Here is a 23,445-nt window from a genome sequence, read left to right on the forward strand (position 1 = left end):
GATCATAATGAACGATGCGCAATTGAATTCAGCCAATCCCCCCATTTCTTCATTGTTGCGTGGAATTACCTGGTTGGAAGTTCTTGTTTTGATCGTAACGGGCGGCGGGCTTTTCTTTTTGCCCGATCTGGCACGTGAGCAGTGGCCCTGGGCCATTGCTCCATTCAATGGGCGCTTTGTCGGAACCGTATATCTTGGTTCATTCGTGTCGGCCATGCTCATGGCTTTTCATGGACGCTGGTCGCCTGGGCGCATCGTCTTGCCGATGATCTTTATTTTTACAACGATTGTTCTTGGTGTTTCTTTCCTTCATCTCGATCAATTTGACCTTCAAAGATGGCAGCCGTGGATCTGGTTTCTGTTGTATATTGTTCTGCCCATCAACAGCGCTTATCATTTATGGCTCTATCGCGATCGCCAATCCGCGGATTCATTTTCCACTCCCAGTCACTGGCGTGGTTCCTTTTTGATTTTATCTGTGCTATTCGGGGTGTACGGACTGGCTTTGTTGTTTTTTCCGACAGCTTCTTCAGCGTTTTGGCCGTGGCCTATTGATGGATTCCACGGGCAAATGTACAGTGTTGTCTTCATCACGCCAGCCATTGGGTTATTTCTGATCGCCAGTCGCGCATCATCATTGGAATGGAAAACGCTCGGTCTGACTCAGCTGGTAATTGGTGCCTGTGCCATTATTGGCTTGTTACTGGTTGACGCAGTAGTGCCCCCGGAAAAGAAAGTTAACTGGGCATTGGCAGGCACCTGGCTTTGGCTCCTGATCATGGCCGTGTATGGCGGAGTGGGTGTGTCTATGCTTTTTCGTGCTGGCAGAAATCAGGAGGCTGGGTAGGGGATAGGATTATCCGTCAGCAAAGACTGGCGATATAATGTGTTTATTCTTTGAAAGATGCCTTCAAAAGGCTGATTTTTCATTCATCCCAACTCAGAGGAGAATACCATGCAAAACAAAGTTGTTGTGCCGGGCAAGGTAAAAAAGGACAAGGATAATAACAAAAAATATAAGATCGAAAAGGAAAAAGGCTCCGAATCAGATGTGACGATCGATATTGTCGACGATGGGGATTATCTTGTTGAAAAACTCAGCATTGACGGATTGCCGACAAACATGACCGATGGAAACCCCATTACATGGATCAACAACTTCTCCGTCAAGAAGAACGGACAATATATTAATCAAAGATACTTTGTGTCTATTCCAGATATTGGCTCGTCGCGATTGATTATTTTTGATGGGAATGGGAATCCGTACTATTACACCGGCGAGATCAAGAATAATAAATTTGAGTTGACAGATGGCGACCCCGCCATTGGACACTGGCCGTAGAGAATTAGCTTAATTCCCTGTAGTGGCTTCTTAGCGCGCGCCGCCAGGGCACGTTTTCCACGTAGATGCGGCGCGCCTCTTCTGAACGTAGTTTTGAGACCTGCGTATCCAAAAGCAGATTTGCAGCTTGCAAAATGTTTTTGTGACGCGGGTCTTTTTTCTCTTTTAAGACAAGATAGCAGGTGAGCATGATGCGTAACGGCTCTTCAGCGCCTTCGAGGTGAGGATTCTCCTGCATATAAAGTATTACCTTCTCAACCTCGGCTAATGCAGATTCGATATCCAGTACTTCAAGCGAGGTCTGGGCGATGGCTGCCTGAGATTCAGCTGCCAGCACTTTTGCATTGATCCCTTCCCTGATTCTCAATGAATCGATGAACGCTTTTTGGGCTTGTGCGTATTGTTTGTCTAATAAGTAGCCGTAGCCGAGATAAAAGAATGACCATGCCGCCCCGATCTGGTCGGCTATTTTTTCGGATAGTGCCAGTGCTTTTTCTGCCCAGTAGATGGCGGCGGCGGGGTTGTTGCCTTTGCCAGATGTGGAGGCGCTTAAATTGATCAGAGTGTACATTTCCTGCGTGCGGTTGCCCACTTCGCGCGCGATGGTGAGTGCGCGGGTGTGATATTTCAAGGCTGTCTCATAGTCTCCAAGCATGCTGGAGACCCAGCCGAGATTGGTCAACGCCAGCCCGGAGGGATACAGACTTCCCTGTTCCTGGTGGATGATCTGGGCTTGTTCGAAATAATCACGTGCTGTGGCGAAATCACCCTGCGACAACCCGATGATGTTGGCAAGGTTGGATAATACCTTTGCTTCCAGATCGCGATTTCTCAATTCGCGGGCGATTTCCAGTGCGAGGGTTTGATATTGATGTGCCTCTGAAGGCCCCTTGTTTTCGAGGGCAATTAGGCCAAGTGATGTGAGCGCATTGCCTTCCCCAAGGCGGTTTTTTGTGGAGCGGGAAAGTTCCAGTGCTTCCTGCGCACTTGCGAAGGCTTCATCGAGATGCCCAACCCGTGTAAATGCACTTGGCAGTACGTTGTAAACCCCATTCAATGTTTCCAGATCATTGGCAGCCTTGGCGAGCGGAATGGCGCGTTCGCCAAAGGAGATCGCCACGAAGTTTTCACCTTTGGTTGCGAAATAATAAGTGCGGCGCATTAATACGCGTCCGAGGAGGCGGTTGTCTTTTAAGTTGACGGCGATCTCTTCCAGGGTTGTCAGGTCGCTATCTTCATTGGCCCAATTGCCAATGTTGAAATAGATAATGGCGCGTTTGTAAAGAATCTCGAAGCGGGCACGAACTTCGTTTTGCGGAATCCGTGCAAGGGCACGGGTGAGGTAGTCAATGGCCTGGGCGTTCTGATAGGCTTGGGAGGCAAAATCAGCTGCCAGCTTAAGATAGTGAAGCGCTTTTTCATCCAGATTCGCGTGTTCGGCATGATAGGCCAGTTCGCCGTAGTGCGGCTCAAGATCATCTTGATAAACCGTTTCCATTGCTGAGACAGCCAGCCCATGCAATTCGCGCTGACGTGATAGCAGGTGCATCGAATAAGCGGCGTCTCTCAATAACGCATGGCGGAAGATAAACTCGATTTCACTCAAGTGCGTCCAGATGTTGGCGTTTTCAGCCTCGGCCACATGGCTTGATAGATTTTTGTCGGCGCGAAGCATTTCACTCAGCACGCGGATCTCAAATTCGCGGCCAAGGACCGAGGCGGTTTGGACAGTTTCCTTTACCTTTTTTGCCAATCGATCCAGGCGTGCTACGAGAACTGCGCGGACATCGGTTGGCAGGGATATTTCTGCCTGCTCGTGTGCAAAATAATTTTTATTCGCATCCAGAGTCAGCGCATTTTGCTCCAGTAAATAGCGTAGGATCTGTTCTGCAAAGAATGGATTTCCATCCGTGCGTGCGTCAAGAAGTGTGAGCAGGGAATCTGCGATTGGCCCACCCAACACATCTTCTGCCAGATGCGCCATGCTTCGTGTGGACAGCCTGCCCAGTTTTATTTCTTGAATTGAAACTTCATCGGTCGCCCATGTTGAACTGCCTTCGGGGCGCTGCGTGGCAATGATGGCGATGGGATATTTTTTATCTGGCTCTGAAAGCAATGTGCGTACAAAATAAGACAGAAACGTGCCTGTATCTTCATCCAGCCAGTGCGTATCTTCGATGAACAGGATGAGAGGCTTTTGTAAACTTTCGGCACGCAGAAGCACGCTCAACGCGATCAGTGTGTTTTCGTAACGACCTTTTGCATCGAGACTTTCATACAAAGAAGCGGGTTGGGTGATGTTGATCAGAGCTGCCAGCATTGAGCCAGTGCGCATCAGTTCCGATGCCAGTTCGGGATCGGGCGTAATGTTGGCCAATTCCTGAAGATCGCGATTGAATGCGACCGAGTTGATCTCGTCAGGCTGGCCTTCGAGCAATTCAAAGCGTTTCTTCAGCCAATCCTTGAATGGGTTGAACGGCTGCCGCAGGATTTCGTCTGTCTGGCAGACCACCCAATTTGCTGGATGCTCCTTGAAATATTCAGAATATTGAAAGGAGTGGACCAGTCGGCTTTTGCCCATGCCCGCCTCTCCCTGCAAAACCATGACGCCTGCGAATTGTCCGCGCTTGATCGGTTCAATAAATGTATTAAGTGTTTCTAGTTCTTTTTCGCGGCCGACCAACTGTCCCAAATAGACGGTCTCCACAATATTCTTTCGCCCGCTTAATGTAAATACTTTTTGTTCCTGCTTGAAGCCTTTGAATTTATACTCACCAAGGAATTTGAAATTGAAATGCTTTTCAGCGCGGCGGGCAACATCTTCCGACATCCAGTATTCACCCTGACCGGCATTCTCCATCATGCGTGCCGCCAGATTCACACCCCATCCATAGGCCGTATAATCTTCGCGTTTGCTTGAGCCGATAAATCCCGCATATGCCATATAGTACGAAATGCCAGCCCGCAACGTGATGCGGGTTCGAGCCGAAAGCTCAATAATGAAATTCAAGGCGCGGTCGATATCGTTTTCGTAGGAGATTGGCGCGCCCCAAAACATAAGCAGATTAAAGCCCTTATCTCCCAGGTCAGGGCGTAGAAAAACGCCGTTGTATTGATCCTGCAAAAGATAAACCGTTTCCATGAAGGGCGTGACCAGGGCCTCATCAGAGATATTCACTGGAATATCGATAAAAAGATTCACCGCCTGACGAAATTCCCCTGAGATGGGAAGGTGGGCAATTGTATCGGCGAGAAAAATATCAGCAAGATCGTCGGCAGGATTTGGTTCAGGGGTGGGAAGCGGTCTGGGTAGTTCTGCCGTGGTTTCCTGAATTAGAAAGCATTGATCAACAGGTGTGGCGCGAACAACATCCTTCAGCAATTCATAGGCTACCGGGTCCGCCACGATGTCGCCTGCGTAGGCGTGCTCCTCGCCGAGTACTGCGCCGCTTAAACTATCTCCGCGAAACCAGTAGCTGGCCCGCTTGCCATTGATGGATTTAAATATTTGCCATGTCGTTTGCCCGAATCCGATTCCTGCCTTGATACGGATGGAAAACACGCCATAAGGAGTTGAGACGGGCGAGTTGGCTTTTGTGTGCATTTGCATTGCAAGCGCCGCAGATAAACAACGCTTCATCACCTGACCTGAATCCTGTTCGGCGGGGAAAACGGCATTGAACGCGTCCCCGGCATATCCGATCACAAACCCGCCCTGTTCATACACCGCATTGACCAACGGCTCGAACACCACGCGCATCATGTTTGCCAAAACCTCCGCACCATGCGTGCCGTGTGCAGAAAGTACGTCTGTCATGGTGGAGAAGCCTGAGAGATCCACGAACATGGCGGCTCCCTGAAAAACTCCTTTTGTTTCTCCCAAGCGGTATTTTTCATAGATGAATTCTGGAACAAGCTGGCGTGTGATCTGCATGTTTTAATTTTACCGCTTGTTATCTCAATTACCAGTCAAAAACCAGGTTGGATTTGAGTGGCAAGCGAATATAATCCGTCACATGCCAATATCATCTTTTGAGATCAGAGTATGTCAGAGTTGCGGGCTACGCTACCCGTTGACCGTCGGTCATTCCTTTGGAGTGCGCTGTCCGCATTGCCTCGGCGAGACACTTGTCGTTTTGAGCAAACAAATCGGTGGGGAGGGGGCTTCGAAGGAGGAAGGCAAGCGAGAAATGAAGGCTGTACTGATGGATAATATCCGCTCTGCGTGGAATGTCGGCTCGATCCTGCGCAGCGCGGACGGATTCGGTTTCAGCCATGCCTACCTGTGCGGAATCACACCCACGCCCGAAGTGGACGCAGTCCGCAAGACCGCCCTCGGTGCCGATGAGTTCGTGACCTGGAGTCACCACAAGGATGCCGTGAAGTTGGTTACAGGTCTAAAGTTGGAAGGTTGGAAAGTTGTTGCACTTGAAGAAGACGAGCGCTCGATTCCCATTTCGCGTTTTTTTGAGTTTCAATTTTCACATCCAATCGTGATGCTTGTCGGCAGTGAGGTCACTGGTGTTGACCCCGAACTGCTCGAACTTGCCGATGCAATTTTCCATATTCCCATGCGCGGGCAGAAGCGCTCATTCAATGTTGCCGTGGCCTTTGGGGTGGCAGGATTTTCATTATCCTCATAAAATAGCCCGCCTCTAAAGATTTTGTCCTGAGCGTAGTCGAAGGACAGATTTTTCGAGAAAATCGTTTCAATTATCAAAAAACTCAAGGAGTCTTTTCATGCAAAAAAATAACAAGTTTCTATTTGCGATTGCCGTTCTGTTGATTGCCGCATTCGCCTGTTCCCTCTCTCCATCCGCCCCGGTGACTTCCGAACCACTTGCCACTGAACCCGTAGTTGCCGAGGCGACCGCGCCTGCGGTTGTCCAGCCTGTGAGTGGATCTTCCCCCGCCTGCGCGGCTTTTGATTCGATTCCTGCGGCGGCCCAATATAATTCCGCGCCTGATTTGCTGATCGATACCACCGCAAACTACTTCGCCACGGTCAAGATGGCGAACGGCAGCGAATTCAAGATCGAGCTATTCGCCGATAAAGCCCCGATCGCGGTGAATAGTTTTGTTTTCCTCACCTGCAAGGGATTTTTCAATGGCCTCACATATCACCGCGTGTTGGAAGGTTTCATGGCTCAGGGCGGTGACCCCACTGGTACGGGCATGGGCGGACCTGGTTATGAGTTCGTCAACGAATACAGCGACCTGACCTTTGACAAACCTGGTATTCTGGCAATGGCCAACGCTGGCCCTGATACAAATGGTAGTCAGTTCTTCATCACCTTTGCCCCAACAGAATGGCTGAACGGCGGCTACACTATTTTCGGCCAAGTTGTCAGTGGTATGGATGTCGTCAATTCGCTTACACTTCGTGACCCAGAGCAAAATCCCAACTTTACTGGCGACGTGATGGAAAGCGTCACGATCTCGCAAGAGTAAACGAAGATACGTAGCACCTGGTTTAATGCAAGAATCCCGCCCAGTAGATTTCTACTGGGCGGGATTTTATTTACCCGTTTGATGCGATGTGCCTGGCAATGACCACCAGCGGATGCTCTGCAGTCTTCCCCGCTCCCTGTTTGATCTGCAATCTGCATGCCGAGCCAGATGAAACGATTTCGCCATTTCTGATTCCCAATTCCCTGATTTTCGGGAACAATTTCAATTCACCGACCTGCATCGAAAGCTCATAATGATCCGCATCGTAGCCGAAGGTGCCTGCCATGCCGCAACAGCCTGTATCCAGCAGATTCACTTGGAAGCCGAAACGGCGCAGCAATTCCATCGTGGCGGCAGTTCCGCTGGGCAAACCATCTTCTGAAGGCCCTTCGGCGCGTTGATGGCAGTGGGGATGAAAGTTGATGATGTCATTGTGGGGAGCATTTTCTCCCGCCTGTTGCAATCTTTCCAGATTTTCATCTCGTAACAAAAACTCATCCACTAACCACGCCCGCTTTGAAATGGATTCAAGTTCCGCGCGGCGATTTGGCAGCAGGGCAGAATATTCATGCTTGAGGCAATACACCTCTGGCGGTTCGCACCCGACCACGCTCAAAGTTGAATCAGGATCGAGCGCACGAATTTCGCTGAGAACCTTTTCGGCATGTTTTCGCGCTGCGTCAACGAATCCCTTTGAAAGCAGTGAAGCCCCCGCCCCGACAATGGGCAGAACCTTCACTTCGTATCCTGCGGTATGTAAAAGATCAAAAGTGGCCTGCTCCACTTCGGGTTCGAGGTAACGCGAGAACACATCCGATAAAAAGATGACGTCTTCCTTTTCCGTGTATTTGAATCTTCCTGCTATCTACGTCCTGTTGCAAATAACGGAAACGGCCGTTTCTCGGTAATGCCCGTTACACGTGCGATCAATTTCTGCGACCAGCCCATTTTCATAAACGCATTCGCCAGCGGCGCAACAGGCGCAAGCCATTTTGAAACCACATGGAAATACCCAAATAGATAATCGCGCAAATGCCTGCGGTGGGTTTTGTAATACTCGTTCATGAATTCGTATTTCAACTTCGGCATATCCACGCCGCTGGGACACTCGGAGGTGCAGCCCTTACATGCAAGGCAAAGATCAAGGGCGTGATAGGTTGCCTGCTCGAGCTCTTTCTGGGCTGAAGGTAAATGACGATTGGTAATTAGTCCGCGCAAAAGATTCGCCCTGCCCCTTGTTGAATTTGCCTCATCTCGCGTGGCCTGAAAAGATGGGCACATCACACCGTTGTGCTTTCTACACACGCCCTGTCCGTTGCAATGTTCAATTGCGCCAGCCAGTCCGCGCTCGTGGTTGAAATGCAAAGATGGAACCCAGGTTTTTGTCTGATAATTTTCACCGTATCGCAAATTCGTATCCATGGGCGGCGCATCGAACATTTTCTTCGGGTTCAAAATATTCTGCGGGTCGGCGGCGCGTTTCAAGGCGCGCATGGCTTCGGTCACTTCCGCGCCGTATGTTTTTTCGATCCACTCGCCCGTTGCGATTCCGTCGCCATGCTCACTGCTCATTGAGCCGCCAAGGCTCAATGCCAAATGCAAAACCTGTTCGCCAATGCTGCGCAAAGCGCGCACGCCCTCTCCGCGATACAGATTCAAAATCGGGCGAATGTGCAAACAGCCGCCCGAAGCGTGCGCGTAAATTCCGCCTTCGGTGTGGTGCTCACGCAAAATCCGCTCGATCTCACGCACAAACTCGCCCAATCGCTCCACGGGGATCGCGCAATCTTCGATGAATGCTGCAGGCCTTGCGGCTTGCGGACGCGAATCCAAAATCCCCAACCCCATCTTGCGGATGTTCCATACACGGGCCTGTTCTTCGGGTGACTCTGCGATCGTCATGACATTGCCGACGCGACGAACCGCTTCTTTCAAAGCCGACGGCTGATCCCCGCTAAATTCAATGACCAGCACCGCGGCAGGGTTGCCCGTCATCCAACCCATTTGGCGGGCAAACGAAGGAACCCCGCGAGCCAGTTGAATGATCATCTGCGGAATCAGCTCAATGGCGCTGGGCTTGAACTCCAGCAAGCGCGGAACATCGTCGCAGGCATCGGCAATGCTTTGATACGCCAGCACGCCCAAAATTGTATGCCTCGGCTTGCGAACCAAATTCACCTTTGCCCGTCGCATCACCGCCAGTGTGCCTTCGGAGCCAGCGAGAAGCGTTGCAAGGTTGAAAGTGGAAGGCTGAAGGTTTGCTGGATACGAAGCGCCGATCCACTGCGGAGGGGAAGATGGACTCCACGGCAAAAGATAATTCAACCTGTAGCCAGCTGAATTGCGCCAGGTTTTTGGGAAATTTTGTTTTATGGCGTCTGAATATTTTTCACGGACATCAAGTGCTGTGGAGAGGAAAGAGGAAAGAAGTGAATCATCTTTCTTCTTTCCTCTTTCCTCCAAAACGATTTTGTTCCAAACCGCAAGACTCCCATCTGCCATGATCACGTCTGCTGAAACCAAATGGTCTGCAGACATGCCGTAGAGGATGGAATGTGCGCCCGTGGCATTGTTGCCGATGACTCCGCCCATCGTAGCGCGTTCGGCAGAAGCAGGGTCAGGGCCGAAGGTCAGGCCAAATTTGGCAGAAGCAGCATTCAGCGTGGAAAGAACGACGCCTGGTTCCACGGTCGCTGTTTGAGAGTCAGAGTCAATTTCGAGGATGGAATCCAGATGGCGTGAGCAATCCAGAATCAAGGCTTCGCCGATGGCCTGCCCGCCCAGCGATGATCCCGCCCCGCGCGGCAAAATGGGAATGGCATATTTCGCAGCGAGTTCCACAGCAGCCTGCAGATCGTCTTGCGTTTTGGGAATCGCAACGCCCAACGGCTCGATCTGGTATATGGATGCGTCGGTGGAGTACAAGGTTCGTGACGCAGAATCAAGCCGCAGGTCGCCAGTGAAGCGCTTTTTCAATTCGTGGAGAAAATCGGGGGAGAGGGTCATGCGGTGATTCTATCGCGTGTTGTCAGAGTGTGTCGCGCTCTCACTTTTTGAAAAACGGCTTGTTCGCTTCTTCAAGATGTGATTGGAATTCCTGTTTCAGTTTCGAGAGCAGGTCCACTTCTTTGGCGGCAAGGTCAAACAATTCTTCGGGGTCGGTTTCGATATTGTACAACTCGAAGACTTCATCAAAGTTTTTGTAGCCTAGATACGCGATGAGTTTGTATGCACCTTTTCTCATTGCGATGACGCATTTTTTCAACGGACCAAAAGCCGAGTTATCCACCGCATACACGGAAAAAATCGGACGGTCTGGGTTTTCTGCGCCGCCGAAGTTGGGCAGCACTTTGCCATCAATATCTGTTGGGATGTCTTCCCCCGTGATCTGAAGTAAAGTGGGCAGCACATCTGTGATGCTCGTTGTTGAATGAACATCAGTGCGAGATGACTGCCCCGGGGCATGGATCAAAAGCGGAATATGCAGCGCGCCTTCATACATGAAATGAAAACCGTGACCCGAAAATCCGCGCTCGAACAATTCGCCGTGATCTGCGGTGAAGATCAGGTAACTGTTGGCGAGGGCGTCGATCTTATCGAGCTTGGCGATCAGCCTGCCGAATTCTTCGTCGATCTGCGCCACCTGTCGGTCGTAGGCGGTTCTTTTTGAATTCAAAAAATCTTTATGCAATTTCGGCGAAAGCGGATGAATGGGTTTGATCGGCGGCGAAAAATCATCGCGGAATAATTTCAGATATTCCCTGCGCGGACTGTATGGGAAATGCGGCGAGAATAAATGGAAATAAGCGAAATAAGGTTGTGAGTTCGCTTCAAGTTGTGACACTTCTTCGTACACGCCGTTGTACACACTTTCGTTCAAGTACGGCGCCACGTATCCGCCGATGAGAATTTCAGGGAGCCCATCAGGATAGCGCGCAGAGTTGTTCTTGTCTTTCAAGAAAGTGTCCATGGCTTTCTTCTTATAGTAGGTGCTGAGGATGGCGGAGCCTGCAGTATCGCCCTGTATGGGGATCATAAAATCATCGAGGGCGATCGAAGCCAGCGTACGGTCATTCTTGAAAATTCTGGTGATCGGATTTTCTTCGCGCAGGCTGTACGAAGTGACTGGCAGGAACTTATCGACGGCGCGGCTGTTCTGCCCGATCAAACGGTCTGACCACGGGTTTTGGGAGAATGCGAATTTGAAATAGTCGGTGCTGAGCAGAGAATAAGGATTCGTCTTTGCGTATTCGGGCAGCACCAATCCACCCTGGTTGATGGCGCGGTGTTTCCAGCCAAACATGCCCGTCAACAGCGAGGCCGTGCCCGTGCTAGTGAAATTTCCGCCGCTGTAATGCTGGTGATAGACCGTGGCGCGGTCGGCAAAGGCGCTGATGTAAGGCGTCGTTTCACGCGGATAGCCATACAATGACATGTGCCGTGCGGATAAGGCATCACATAAAATGATGATGATGTTGGGAGAGTCTTTGTCGCCCTGCGCCAGCGAAGTCAGTTTGCTGGAAACCAGCGAACCCGCCAAGGCACCGCCCGCCAATTTTAGAAAGTCTCTTCTCGTGATCTGTGCCATGGAATCGCTAACTCTTCCTGAACGGTTTATTGGCCTCATCGAGATAGGTCATTAATTCATCCTTCATGGCAGAAAGCGTGGCGGTGTCACGGTCTGAAAGGTCATCCAGTTCTTCGGGGTCGGCTTCGATGTTGTACAACTCGAATGACTTTTTGTAATTGTCTTCGTAGCCCAGATATGCGATCAATTTGAATTCGCGTTTCCGCATTGCAATGACGGCCTTTTTAATAACACCGAACGCGGAGTTATCCACACCGACGAGGGAGATGATCGGGCGGTCTTCGTCCACTTCGCCGCCAAGCCCAGGCAGGACTCTTCCATCCATGTCTGGCGTTGTTTCCTTGCCCGTAATGGACAGCATGGTTGGAAGGATGTCGGTATTGCTGGTGAGGGCGTGAATATCCTGCCGCTTTGTCTGCCCTGGCGCGTGGATGATGAGCGGAATGTGCAGGACCGATTCGTACATGAATTGGAATCCATGCCCCGCAAAGCCTCTTTCAAACAACTCGCCGTGGTCAGCGGTGAAAATGACGTAGCTGTTTTCAAGCACGCCGCTTTCTTCAAGGCGTGGAATCAGACGGCCAAATTCTTCGTCAATTTGGGCGATCTGTCTGTCGTACATGTCTCTTTGGCCATTCAGGTAATCCTGCTGCAAACCAACCGATAGTGGATGAATCGGTTTTGAGACGGGGGCATAGCCGTCATCGCGGAACATCTTCAAATAGTCATTGCGCGGACGGTAGGGATAGTGCGGCGAATACAAATGGAAATATGAAAAATAGGGGTCGCCATTCGCTTCAAGCTGGGTCAGTTCTGAGAACAGCCCTTCATACACATCCTCGTTGAGGTAGGGGATCATGTATCCCATGTTCATCGCTTCGGGGATGCCCTTCGGGTAGCGCGGGGATTTTTGTCCATCGGCAAAATTCAAAACTTTGCTCTTGTTCATGTAACCCAAAATGGATGAACCCACGGGCGCATTCCCGCCTTGAATCGGCATCAGGAAACTGCTCATTGCCACGGAAGCGATGGCGCGATCATTTTCGAAAAAGGCGGGGGAATCCTCAAGCAGGCTGAAAGCGGTGGGCGGGAGGAAGCGGTCCACATCTTCGTAGTATTGGCCCACCAAACGATCGGGCCAAGGATTTTGCGCAAACATCAACCGTTTGTAATCGGAGCCGAGCAGGGTATACGGGTTGTTGTGAACATACTCGGCCCGCACCAGCCCATCGTAGTTGATGGCACGATGCTTCCAGGGAATCATGCCTGTCAACATCGAGGCGGTGCCGCAGGTGGTGAAATTTCCGCCGCTGTAGTGGTTGTGATATACAGTGGAGTATTCCGCGAAGGCGTCAATATTGGGAGTGGTCTGGCGCGGATAGCCGTACAACGATAAATGTCTCGCCGAAAACGCATCCCATAAAATGATGATGATGTTCGGCTTGCTGCTATCGGCAGCTTTAAGCGAAAGCACACGCTCAGAGGCAAGCGCGCCGACCGATGCCGCTCCGAGGAGTTTGAGAAAATCCCTGCGAGAGAAATTTGTCATCGGTTCACCTAGTTGATATTGCGGATCAAAACCACAACCAGCGAGATCAGACTCAGCGGAATGTAAATATAGACGAAGACCGTGGCGCGCTCTGCGAATCCCTCAAAAATGGTCCTGACCAATTTGATTCTCGGCGCGAAGACAGCGAGGACCAATCCCAGCGGAATGGCGATGGCCCACCAGAGCAATTCGCCGCTCAAAAAGGCGGTGATATCTTCATAATTTTGGAATAACGCCAGCCGCAGCATGGACGTGCCCAATAAAATACCCGCCAGAATCATGGAGCGTGATTGAAATTCCTCTTTGTTTTTCAGGAAGAGGAAAACCGTGAAATCCAGAAGCAGGATGACCGTCAACGCAATAAGGCTTTCGAGGAGGTCAAAGGAAAAGGCGTAAGCGTACACCGAGAGGATCTGTCCAATGGAGAGATAGAACAGCCATGAAGGCAGTTTGTAAAAGGATGTGAACAGGGTCCACGAGTAGACCAACGTGACGATGAAGGCATACACCGCCAAAATGTTTTTCGAATCTGGCATTCGTTCAGAAATGAGCTTCAGTAGTTTCATGGGCTAACTCTCACTGACTGGATAAAAAAGGCATGGACAGGTGTTGTGCTCCATCCATGCCTGCTTTGACTTGTAATTTTGAAACGAGTTTTACTTGGCTTTGCCCTGATTCGCCACTGCGGCGGCTTTTTTTGCGGCTTCTGCGGCGTCGCCGAGATAATAGTGTTTGATGGGTTTGAGAGCTTCGTCCAATTCGTAGACGAGCGGCAGGCCAGTGGGTATGTTGAGTTCGGTGATCTCGGCTTCGGAGATGTTATCGAGATATTTCACCATCGCGCGGATGGAATTGCCGTGTGCCACGATCAACAGGCGTTTGCCCGATTTGATCTCAGGCGCAAGTGTGGAATGCCAGAATGGGAGGACACGGTCAAGGGTTATCTTAAGCGACTCGGTGGCTGGCAGTTGTTCGGGAGTCAAAGAAGCGTAGCGGCGGTCAAATTTCGGGTGGCGTTCGTCGGTCAATTCCAAGGCTGGAGGCGGTACATCGTAGGAGCGTCGCCAGATCTTCACTTGTTCTTCGCCGAATTTTTCGGCCATTTCAGATTTGTTCAAACCCTGCAAAGAACCGTAATGACGTTCGTTCAATTGCCAGGCGCGGATAACGGGCAGCCATTCGCGGTCCATTTCTTCCTGAACGAGGCCGAGCGTTTTGATGGCACGTTTCAACACGGAGGTGTAGGCGATGTCGAAATCGTAGCCGCCCTCACGCAGAAGCTTGCCTGCTTCGCGGGCTTCGGAGCGGCCGAGGTCGGTGAGGTCAACATCGGTCCAGCCAGTGAAGCGGTTTTCGAGATTCCAGGTGCTTTGTCCGTGACGGACGAGAACAAGTTTATACATGATGTACTCCAGTTATGAGCGGTTTCGATAAAGCGACTGATTGGGGACAGCCTGCATGGCGTTGAGGTCAAGCGGAAGTTCGAGGAAGTCCGCGATTGACTTGCACAACTTTTCAGGATTGCCAACCATTTCGCTGTATTTGACGTAAAGAATGCGCATGTTGGGTTTGCGGGCAGCCCAATATTTCACGGCTTTTAAATGTTCGCGGAATTGGGCTTCCATTTCGGCGTCGGTGAGGTTGGAGGTCTCATTTCTGCGTTGAAGCATTTTGCGCTGGGAGGCGAGCACTTCGCTGATCTCGCGCTCCATGAAAATGATATCGTAGGAAACGTCTTCAGGTAGGAATTCGAGCAAGTACGAAATAACTTTGACGACCTTGCCGCGCGCATCGTAGATCCAATTTTTTTCACCGTCTTTGAGTGCTTTGACCTGTTCGATCTCGAAATAACCATTTGGGTTGTCTTCATCGGCCTGACGAAGCGAATCCACCACGGTGGGGAGTCCGCCTTCGGCGAGCATTTTCATCATCATGGATGTGCCCGAGCGGGGCAGGCCAGAAACGACGATGACCTTTTCGTTGATCTTTTTGGGTGTTTGGCGTGAGAATAGATTTTTCAAAGGATTACCTGAATGCAGCAACGACATTAGTCGTTACTACGGGTGATTTAAAGATAACCAAGACCCTTCAAGCGGTCTTCCAGATCTTTTTGGCTTCCACCGCTGACTTGTGACGGCGGTTTGATGTGCGATTGATCGAGATGCTTGCCGATGGCGAGGAAGGGGATATCGCGGAAGGAAACGCCGCCGAAGTTTTGCAGGTCGCGGTTGGCGAAGATCACACCGGGGACGACATCAGAATCCACGCAGTGATCGGCGCCCCAGTGATCGTGATTGGCTTCAACCAAATTTTGCGGCACTTTGCCGAGACCTGTTTCGGAGGAGGCGCGATATCCGGGCGCGTACCCAATCACCAGGTCAGGGCCGAGGCGGGTGTAAGCGCCGTTATACACTTCGTGCTTGAGGCGAATACGCTGCATGACCGATTTTCCGTCAGGGCCATTCCAGCCCATCAATTTCTGCTGAATTTCAGCGAGCAGGGGTTCGATCTCGTTCGCGCCCACGATGCCTTTGCCCTCGCGCCCAGCCACGTTCAAGTAAACGCTGTTCAAGCCGACCGCATAGGCTTTGGTCTTTTGCCAGTCAATGCTTGAAAGATCGCCTTCAGTGCTGCCGTTGTTCAAAGTGAGATATCCATTTTCAGCAAGCCAGCGATTGAGATGAATCTTTTGCTGATAGGTCGTGAAGCCGTGGTCAGACATGATGAGGTAGTTATATTTGCCGCCCCATTTTTCTACGCGCTGACTGACCTCACCAACGAACGCATCCAGTTTTTGATACCAGGCCTGCGCCACGTCGAGTCGGTTGTGATAGAACATGTGCTGAACGCGGTCAAGGTCATCGAAGATGCTGCCGAGAACGCCTTCCTTGAAATTGCCAAGCAGATGGAAGAAAATCTGCTTGCGGCGTTCGAAGATCATGTCGCACAAGGCAATGAACTGCTCGTCGGTGATACAGCCATCTTCGAGGCCTGTAGTGTCCTGCGGCCAGCCCAGCGTGAGATACGGCCCGACCTTTTGCCACAGGTCTTTTGCAAATGATTTTGAAGAAGAATAATGCGATAACGCATGCAGCGGATGAATTTGCAGCGGCAGTGTGTACAAACGCACAACGCCGTTCAAACTGGTCAGGATCATGCGGGTAATGGCGTGAACGCTCAGGAATAATCCCGCCTTGAATTTGACTTCCACGATGTCGCTCCACTCGCCAACGCGGAGTTGGATCTGCGTATCGCCGATCGTGACCCGCGCCGAGGTCTGGTCCAACGCTTCAAGCTGGATCGGCAACGTGGCAGGCTGAGGGCCGTTCTTGCCTGCACCTGCGGACCATTCAACAAAGCAGAGAATCTGCCCTTGCCCGTGGATTCAAAACGCGTCACCGCGGTCTTGCTTTTCTTTTCGTCTTCGGTGGTGAAGAGCGTGCCAACGCCCAACTGTCCGCGGATATCGGGGGTGCCGAGCCCGGGTAAAGTGTTGACGGGTAATTCAGGCCGCGCAGGGAACATGGCAGGCCACCACAAAGCGGTGGCAGGGTAACCCATGCTGGCAGCTTCTTCAAAAAGGGTCTTCGCGATGTACGGAGGGACAAATTGCTCTCCCATCGCGCTTTTCTTCATCGGTAAAATCGAAACATATGGGGCGTACGTGGCGGGGTCACGATGCACGAAATCGAAGATGCCATGCCCGCCCGGGTCTGCGCCGGTGGCAATGCTTGTCCACGAGACTTCGGTTTGCGGTGGTGAACATACCTCAAGGCGTGAATATCCCCCGGCGTCCATGAATTTCGAAAAGTTCGTTAATTTATTTTGCCCCGCCATGTCTTCGAACACGGCGGGGTCAAATGAGTCAAAGCCAAGAATGATCGTCTTCATGCAGCCGAATTACTGATTTTGCTCTTCGTCTTCCTTGCGGAAACGGCGGCGGAGTTTTGCAATAGCTTCACGAATGTTGCGGGAGAAGAAAAACAAAACGCCCGAACCTGCTACGAATACTGCGGCGAGAGCCTGGAATAAGATGCCGCCTGTGTTTGGATCAATATACATTTGAGACACTCCTTTTTTCGGTTAAAGATTATATCTGACATCACAACCCTTGTCCATTTGAGAGGTTTAACCTATTTTAATTTCCTGTTGGATTCAAAAGTATCCAGCATTTCTTCTTTCATTTTTGCGGTGGTGGTCGTATCAAGCGTGGACAGGTCTTTCATTTCATCGGGGTCGTCTTTCAAGTTGTAAAGCTCGAAGGTGTCAGGCCTTTTCGGGTAACCCGTATAGTAAATGAGTTTATGCTCACCTCGGATCAGCGACACAGTCGCGCCGTCCTTGAGGTTGCCAAACGCGGAACATTCCTTGGCTTCAATCGCATACAAACTGCGGGACTCTTCGCTTCCGCCCAGCCCGGGCAGGATTCTGCCTTCGAGGTCAGCTGTGGCCGTTTTGCCAGCGATGTGCAACAGCGTCGGCAGCAGGTCAATGTTGCTGGTGGGGTGGTGAACATCCACGCGGGATTTTTGTCCCGGGGCAATGACGAGGAGCGGAATATGTACCACCGCGTCGTACAGCAGTCGGGTAACGTGACCGTACTCTCCGCGTTCGAACAACTCCCCGTGGTCGGCTGTCAGGATCAGATAGGTGTTTTCCAAAATGCCCGCTTCGTCCAAGGCATTGACCAGTTTCTCGATCTCGAAATCCACGTCCGCTACGAATTCATCGTAGGTTTTTCGTCGCCAGAGGATGTGGTCGTTGTCAATATCCAGCGTGGAGAATTTCGTCGGCGCTTTGAAGGGGATTTCCAATTCTGGGAAGATATCGGTGAATTGTTTGCGGGGCCGATACGGCTCGTGCGGCGAGAACAGGTGAAAGTACGCCAGAAACGGGCTTTGTTCACTGGCGAGATTCTTGATCTCATCCAACACGCCCGCATACACCACTTCATGTTTGTAACTGTAAAACGTATTGTTCGGAATCCCATACGGATAATCGGGCAGTGATTTGTTGAAATCCTGTTTCCTGCGCGCCAGTTTGTTCAAAAACCCAAAGATAGGCGCGGAGGGAACACTACCCACACGGTCAATGCCGCCAGAGAAAAGATAATCATCGAGACCGTAATAAGCGGGGATCGGGTCGCGGGGAAAATACTGCCCAAATAGGGGATGTTCCAGTTGGTCGTAGAAGGTCGGCGCGGGGATGTGATTGTCCAGACCTGATTGAAACTGCCCGAGCAAAACATCGGCAAGATAATTTTGTGAAAAAGCCGTGCGGTGATATTCATCCCCGATGAGGTTGAAAATATTATGGTCCACATGCTTCTTGTTGACCATGCCGCTCAGGTTGATTCCGCGATGCGTCCACGGATATAGCCCTGTCAACATGGAAGCCGTGCCTGCCGTGGTGAAATTCCCTGCCGAATAATGCGAGTGATAGACCGTCGCCCGTTCGGCAATCCGCTCCAGCCCGGGGGTGGTGCTTCTTGGGTAGCCATACACCGACAAGTTGCGAGCCGACATGGCATCGAAGACCATCACGATGATATTCGGCTTGCCGCTTTGCGCCTTGATATTTCGAAGCGCAGGAGCCATGGAGAGGAGCGAGCCAGCCGAAAAGGCCGCGGCTGCTTTCAAAAAGTCACGCCTGCTAAAACGTTTCACATTTCCCTCTTAGAAGATGTTTTGCACGGCAATGCTTAGCAGTGACAAAACAAAGATCGGAATCAGGATGTACAGAAAAACCGTAAATCGGTCCGCCAGTGCCGCAAGTGCTGTTTTGATCCGCGGGTTGTTCGCCAAAAAATAAAAGAGAAGCACGATCACCAGTGAGATCACCAACCCTGTGACCGAAAAGATGATCCGCGCAATATTCTCGTTCGTAATGCGGAAGTAGATCATGATCATGCCGATGATGGGCAGGGTGAGGGCTGTCCCTCTCGCGGCGAATTCATCACGCAGATATTCGGGCGGCAGAAAAAAGCACAGCACCAGCAAAAAGAGCAGAAAGCTCAACCCCTCCAGAAAACTTGCCACAATCACATACGAAAATGTGGCTGCTATTTCACCAATGAGCATGAAATGCATCCAGGATGGCAGGTACCAAAAGAACAACAACGCTGACCATGCGAAAAGCATGGTCGCGATGACCGCATACACAGACAGCACATCGTTAAGTTTTGGAAGTCGGTGATTAAACATGGCTCGTTGGATGAATGGAAAGGTTATGTTTAGGGTTGGAATAAAGGCTTATACTCCAGTTATAATAATAAGTCAAATCACACATTAAATCCCATGTAGAGCAGCCCCATGCCCAGTAACGATGACCTGACCCCAGTACGCCAGCAATATCTCGAGATCAAACGCGAGCACCCCGACCGAATCGTTTTCTTCCGCCTCGGTGATTTTTACGAGACCTTCGATGAAGATGCCGAGATCACAGCCCGCGAACTCGATATCGTTCTCACCTCGCGCCCCGTGGGCGGCGGTGTGCGTGTGCCGTTGGCGGGCATTCCATATCATGCCGTTGAAAATTATCTGGCGCGCCTCATCGAAAAAGGCTATCACGTTGCCATTTGTGAGCAGGTTGGGGAACAACCCGTCAAGGGGATTTTTCCGCGCAAGGTCGTGCGTGTGGTCACGCCGGGGACGGTGACCGAACCAGGATTACTGCCCGGCGATGCGAATAATTATCTCGCCTCGATCATTCTCGATACGACAACAGCGGTCAATTCCAACCCGACCACTGCTTCTGTTTCCTATGTAGATATCACCACCGGAGAATTTGCCGTCACTGAATTGCCGCTCGAAGCCTTGCGCGCCGAGTTGACCCGTCTTCACCCTGCCGAGATCATTCACCCCGATTCGCAAGTTTTACCCGACGGAATCACAGGTCATATCACCACCCTGCCTGCGTGGAAGTTCGAGCCAGGCAAATGCAGCGAGGTTTTGATATCGCATTTCAAAGCATCCACTCTGGCAGGTTTCGGCTTAAAGGATAACGGTCTCTCCGCAAGAGCGGCGGGTGCCATTGTGCAATACCTCAAAGAAACCCAGCCCGATGCACTGAATCTACTCACCTCATTGCGCGCCTACAGCCTGAACGAATTCATGACATTGGACGCATCCACGCGCAGAAATTTGGAATTGGATGAAACCCTGCGCGGTGAACGCAAAGGGTCCTTGCTTGGCACGCTTGATTTTTCAGTCACCCCGATGGGGAAGCGGCTTATGCATCAGTGGGTGAGTCAGCCTTTGCTGCATGTGGCGAAGATCATCCAGCGGCAGGATGGCGTGCAATATTTTGTAGATCATGGCATGGTTCGTGCGGAATTACGCGCCACCCTGAAACCCCTCTCCGATCTGGAGAGATTGGTTAACCGCGTGCTGGCGGGGCAGGCACAACCGCGTGATCTGGTTGCGATGCGTTCCACACTGGCGGAGTTGCCGAAGATAAGAGAAGTGATCAGCGGGCAGAAGGCAGCGGCTGGTAATCAGTGGTCAGTGTGCGCGGATGAACTTTCCCTGTTGCAAAATGCCATTGACGATGACCCGCCTGCGACACTGCAAAATACGGGTGTGATCCGCCCTGGTTATTCCTCTGAATTGGATGGTGTCATTGACGCTTCAAAACATGCCCGTGATTGGATCGCCAACCTCGAAGGTGTGGAGCGTGAAAAAACGGGCATCAAAACCCTCAAGGTCGGATACAACAAGGTGTTTGGTTATTACATCGAAATTTCACGCGGCGCGGCAGATAAAGCGCCCGAGAGTTACATCCGCAAGCAGACACTGGTCAATGCGGAGCGGTTTATCACGCCTGAGATGAAGGAATATGAAACGCTGGTTTTGAATGCAGAAGAACGAATCAAGGAAATTGAAACTCGTTTATTCCGCGAAGTGTGCGCCGAATTGGCGAAAGCCGCGAATCAAATCCTTGCCACAGCCCGCGCAATTGCCGAATTGGATGTGCTGTCTGCTTTGGGGGAGGCAGCTGCTCTCGGAGGCTACACCCGGCCCGAGGTCCACGAAGGAAGCGGATTGGAAATCCATGAGGGGAGGCATCCTGTTGTGGAACAGTTGTTGAAATCAGACAGATACATCCCCAATGATGTCATCTTCGAAAAAGGCGAAGTAGTGCGCGTGATCACGGGGCCGAATATGTCGGGTAAATCCACGTACCTGCGGCAGACGGCGCTGATCGTGTTGATGGCGCAGATGGGGTCGTTCGTGCCTGCCGCGTCAGCAAATATCGGGCTGGTGGATCGCATCTTCACCCGCATCGGCGCACAGGATGAAATTCACGCGGGACAATCCACGTTCATGGTGGAGATGGTGGAGGCGGCGAATATTTTGCATCACGCCACACCGCGTAGTTTGTTGATCCTGGATGAGATCGGGCGCGGCACTTCGACCTACGATGGGCTTTCGATTGCGTGGGGCATCATCGAGTACATTCACAATCATCCGCACTTGCGTGCCAAGACCTTGTTTGCCACGCATTATCATGAGTTGACACAGCTTGCAGACTTGCTGCCTGGCATCCGTAATTACAACGTGGCGGTGAGCGAAGCCGATAACAAGGTTGTGTTTTTACACAAGATCATTCCAGGCGGCGCAGACCGTTCGTATGGAATCCACGTTGGGCAGCTTGCGGGGCTGCCCGCGCCTGTGATCCAACGCGCCACCGAGATCATGGCTGAACTTGAAAAGACTTCAGGGCGCGCCGTGAAGATCAACCCGAATGCTGCCCAGCAGGTTGCGCTGTTCCCAGAAACCAATCCGCTTTTGGATGAGTTGAGGGAATTGGATGTGAATTCACTTTCACCCATCGAAGCGTTGAATAAATTGTTCGAATGGCGGATGCGGTTTACGAAATGATGAAAAATATGTCGAAAAAAAACTTAAGCTCGGACGATGTTGCGACTCTTTTGGTAATGACGTCTATACTACTAGGGGGGTGGTTTCGAATTTTCCCCGCCTTTTTAGCCGGGTTTCCTGTAAATGATGGCGGGATGTTTTATACAATGATAGAAGACTTGCAGATGAATCATTACCTGCTGCCGTTTTACACCTCTTATAACAACCTGAATATTCCTTTTGCTTATCCACCTTTGGCGTTTTATGTTGGAGCAATTATTAGCGACGTTCTCCATATTTCACCTGTTGAGATTGTCCGTTGGCTACCGGGAATTACGAGTACGTTTTGCGTACTGGCCTTCTTTTTTACGGCAAAAGAGCTTATGGAGAGCAGGCTGGTGGCTGCGGCAGCTACACTTATTTTTGCATTGATACCGCATATGTCTGATTGGAATTCTATGGGTGGCGGATTGACACGCAGCTTTGGAATGCTATTCATGATTTTAACTGTGTTATATGCATATCGTCTATTTACAAAGAATATCCGCTATGACCCATGGAGAACGATCCTGTTTGGAAGTTTGACCATTCTTAGCCACCCAGAATCGATTGTTTACACCGTAGGGATCTGTACATATATTTGGTTTATGAAATCGCGCACTTTAAAAGCTTTCCTGGATGGAATTTTGGTTTCACTCGCTGTGTTGATGGCCACCGCCCCTTGGTATGGATTGATCCTATACCGGCATGGTTTTGAAACACTGCTTTCTGCAATGCAAACAGGCGGGCATAGTGTCTGGTCGCCTTTGATTATTTTAAATATGGATAGTATTACGGCTGAGCCTTATCTTGATCTTTTAGGGGTGTTGGGCGTGTTGGGTATTATTACGTTGGTGATTCGAAGACAATATTTTGTTCCAGGTATGCTTGCTGTTATCTATCTGATTGGACCAAGAAGTGCTCATACGGTCGGGAACATTTCTTTTGCATTGGCGGGTGGTTTTTTTTTGATGGAAATTATTATCCCAACTTTGTCTGATATTGGGGACGATCTTGATGGTAAGCCGAGCGGTATTTCGAGGCGAACTGCGGTTATTTTGGCTGTGTTTACAGTACCCTACCTCTTGTGTAATTCAACTTATAATAGTTCCATGATTTCTCAAAACCATGTTGATGAACAGGGTCGAACTGACATGCGATGGGTCGCAGAAAATACGCCTAGAAACAGCCGCTTTTTGGTGCTGACGGGCAATCCTGATGGGATGTGTGATTCTCTTTCAGAATGGTTCCCGGCTTTAGCGCAAAGAACAAGCCTGACAACAATCCAGGGGCGAGAATGGCTGCTTGGAAACGAATTTGATGTATTTGCAGAACATAGGGCAAATATTCAAGACTGCATTGACGAGGGACTGGAATGCCTTGATGGTGAGTCTGGTTATTTTGGAGAGGACTATGATTACGTTTATATCTCAACTGCGCCTCCCATTGGTAATTGCAAATTCCTGAATACACCCCGCAAGAATGTACCTGCCCTTGTAATAGCACTAGAAGATGATGCTCACTATTCCATTTTGTACCGTTCGGAGAATGTTGTTATTTTTAGGAAAACCGGATAAGGAACTGGAGAATAGGTTTACGCGCCAGTTATAATACG

General features: G+C 50.8%; 19 protein-coding genes. 6 read left to right on the plus strand and 13 right to left on the minus strand.

Annotation, left to right across the window (positions count from 1 at the left end):
- The first annotated feature begins 7 nt into the window (after positions 1-7).
- Both IPI86_RS19675 and IPI86_RS19680 read left to right on the plus strand, forming a co-directional pair.
- Entirely contained in the window at positions 8-847 is an 840-nt protein-coding gene (locus IPI86_RS19675) for a hypothetical protein (RefSeq protein WP_345299723.1), read from the plus strand.
- 108 nt (positions 848-955) lie between these two features.
- On the plus strand, positions 956-1,342 hold the full coding sequence (locus IPI86_RS19680) for a hypothetical protein (RefSeq protein ID WP_345299724.1): 387 nt from the start codon (positions 956-958) through the stop codon (positions 1,340-1,342).
- 4 nt (positions 1,343-1,346) lie between these two features.
- On the opposite strand, the gene IPI86_RS19685 is transcribed toward IPI86_RS19680, so the two are convergent.
- Positions 1,347-5,276 carry a tetratricopeptide repeat protein gene (locus IPI86_RS19685; RefSeq protein WP_345299725.1) on the minus strand — a complete coding sequence of 1,310 codons (3,930 nt, stop codon included), beginning with the start codon at positions 5,274-5,276 and terminating at the stop codon, positions 1,347-1,349.
- Positions 5,277-5,358: 82 nt separating this feature from the next.
- On the opposite strand from IPI86_RS19685, the gene IPI86_RS19690 reads away from it, so the two are divergent.
- Together IPI86_RS19690 and IPI86_RS19695 are read left to right on the plus strand one after the other, a co-directional pair.
- Positions 5,359-5,985 carry an RNA methyltransferase gene (locus IPI86_RS19690; RefSeq protein WP_345299726.1) on the plus strand — a complete coding sequence of 209 codons (627 nt, stop codon included), beginning with the start codon at positions 5,359-5,361 and terminating at the stop codon, positions 5,983-5,985.
- Positions 5,986-6,082: 97 nt separating this feature from the next.
- Positions 6,083-6,793, plus strand: coding sequence for a peptidylprolyl isomerase (locus IPI86_RS19695; RefSeq protein ID WP_345299727.1), 711 nt, complete (start codon positions 6,083-6,085; stop codon positions 6,791-6,793).
- A gap of 70 nt (positions 6,794-6,863) precedes the next feature.
- Here IPI86_RS19695 and IPI86_RS19700 read toward each other — a convergent pair whose 3' ends face one another.
- The 12 genes from IPI86_RS19700 to IPI86_RS19755 all read right to left on the minus strand — a co-directional run bounded on the left by IPI86_RS19700 (position 6,864) and on the right by IPI86_RS19755 (position 19,133).
- Positions 6,864-7,604 carry a heterodisulfide reductase-related iron-sulfur binding cluster gene (locus IPI86_RS19700; RefSeq protein ID WP_345299728.1) on the minus strand — a complete coding sequence of 247 codons (741 nt, stop codon included), beginning with the start codon at positions 7,602-7,604 and terminating at the stop codon, positions 6,864-6,866.
- Between the two features lie 50 nt (positions 7,605-7,654).
- Positions 7,655-9,799 (minus strand): FAD-linked oxidase C-terminal domain-containing protein, encoded by a 2,145-nt coding sequence (locus IPI86_RS19705; RefSeq protein ID WP_345299729.1) that lies wholly within the window; start codon positions 9,797-9,799, stop codon positions 7,655-7,657.
- A gap of 40 nt (positions 9,800-9,839) precedes the next feature.
- Positions 9,840-11,381, minus strand: a complete 1,542-nt coding sequence (locus IPI86_RS19710) for a sulfatase-like hydrolase/transferase (RefSeq protein ID WP_345299730.1) — start codon at positions 11,379-11,381, stop codon at positions 9,840-9,842.
- A gap of 7 nt (positions 11,382-11,388) precedes the next feature.
- Entirely contained in the window at positions 11,389-12,930 is a 1,542-nt protein-coding gene (locus IPI86_RS19715) for a sulfatase-like hydrolase/transferase (protein WP_345299731.1), read from the minus strand.
- An 8-nt stretch (positions 12,931-12,938) separates the two neighbouring features.
- Entirely contained in the window at positions 12,939-13,496 is a 558-nt protein-coding gene (locus tag IPI86_RS19720; protein ID WP_345299732.1) for a hypothetical protein, read from the minus strand.
- A gap of 90 nt (positions 13,497-13,586) precedes the next feature.
- Positions 13,587-14,333 (minus strand): 2,3-diphosphoglycerate-dependent phosphoglycerate mutase, encoded by a 747-nt coding sequence (gene gpmA, locus IPI86_RS19725; RefSeq protein WP_345299733.1) that lies wholly within the window; start codon positions 14,331-14,333, stop codon positions 13,587-13,589.
- 12 nt (positions 14,334-14,345) lie between these two features.
- On the minus strand, positions 14,346-14,951 hold the full coding sequence (locus IPI86_RS19730) for a sulfotransferase (protein ID WP_345299734.1): 606 nt from the start codon (positions 14,949-14,951) through the stop codon (positions 14,346-14,348).
- A 47-nt stretch (positions 14,952-14,998) separates the two neighbouring features.
- Complete coding sequence (locus IPI86_RS19735) at positions 14,999-16,087, minus strand: alkaline phosphatase family protein (protein WP_345299925.1); 1,089 nt, start codon at positions 16,085-16,087, stop codon at positions 14,999-15,001.
- Between the two features lie 20 nt (positions 16,088-16,107).
- Positions 16,108-16,821, minus strand: a complete 714-nt coding sequence (locus tag IPI86_RS19740; RefSeq protein WP_345299735.1) for an alkaline phosphatase family protein — start codon at positions 16,819-16,821, stop codon at positions 16,108-16,110.
- 9 nt (positions 16,822-16,830) lie between these two features.
- A complete protein-coding gene (locus IPI86_RS19745; protein ID WP_345299736.1) occupies positions 16,831-16,992 on the minus strand; it encodes a hypothetical protein in 162 nt (53 codons plus the stop codon).
- Positions 16,993-17,063: 71 nt separating this feature from the next.
- Positions 17,064-18,596: a sulfatase-like hydrolase/transferase gene (locus tag IPI86_RS19750; RefSeq protein ID WP_345299737.1), complete on the minus strand. Its 1,533-nt coding sequence runs from the start codon at positions 18,594-18,596 to the stop codon at positions 17,064-17,066.
- Between the two features lie 9 nt (positions 18,597-18,605).
- Positions 18,606-19,133 carry a hypothetical protein gene (locus IPI86_RS19755; RefSeq protein ID WP_345299738.1) on the minus strand — a complete coding sequence of 176 codons (528 nt, stop codon included), beginning with the start codon at positions 19,131-19,133 and terminating at the stop codon, positions 18,606-18,608.
- A 108-nt stretch (positions 19,134-19,241) separates the two neighbouring features.
- Here IPI86_RS19755 and mutS point away from each other — a divergent pair, with 108 nt between their 5' ends.
- Both mutS and IPI86_RS19765 read left to right on the plus strand, forming a co-directional pair.
- On the plus strand, positions 19,242-21,812 hold the full coding sequence (gene mutS, locus IPI86_RS19760) for a DNA mismatch repair protein MutS (RefSeq protein WP_345299739.1): 2,571 nt from the start codon (positions 19,242-19,244) through the stop codon (positions 21,810-21,812).
- A complete protein-coding gene (locus tag IPI86_RS19765) occupies positions 21,788-23,407 on the plus strand; it encodes a glycosyltransferase family 39 protein (RefSeq protein ID WP_345299740.1) in 1,620 nt (539 codons plus the stop codon). The genes mutS and IPI86_RS19765 overlap by 25 nt, the downstream gene beginning before the upstream one ends.
- Positions 23,408-23,445: the final 38 nt, after the last annotated feature.

Source organism: Candidatus Villigracilis affinis (assembly GCF_016705895.1).
Taxonomy (GTDB): domain Bacteria; phylum Chloroflexota; class Anaerolineae; order Anaerolineales; family Villigracilaceae; genus Villigracilis; species Villigracilis affinis.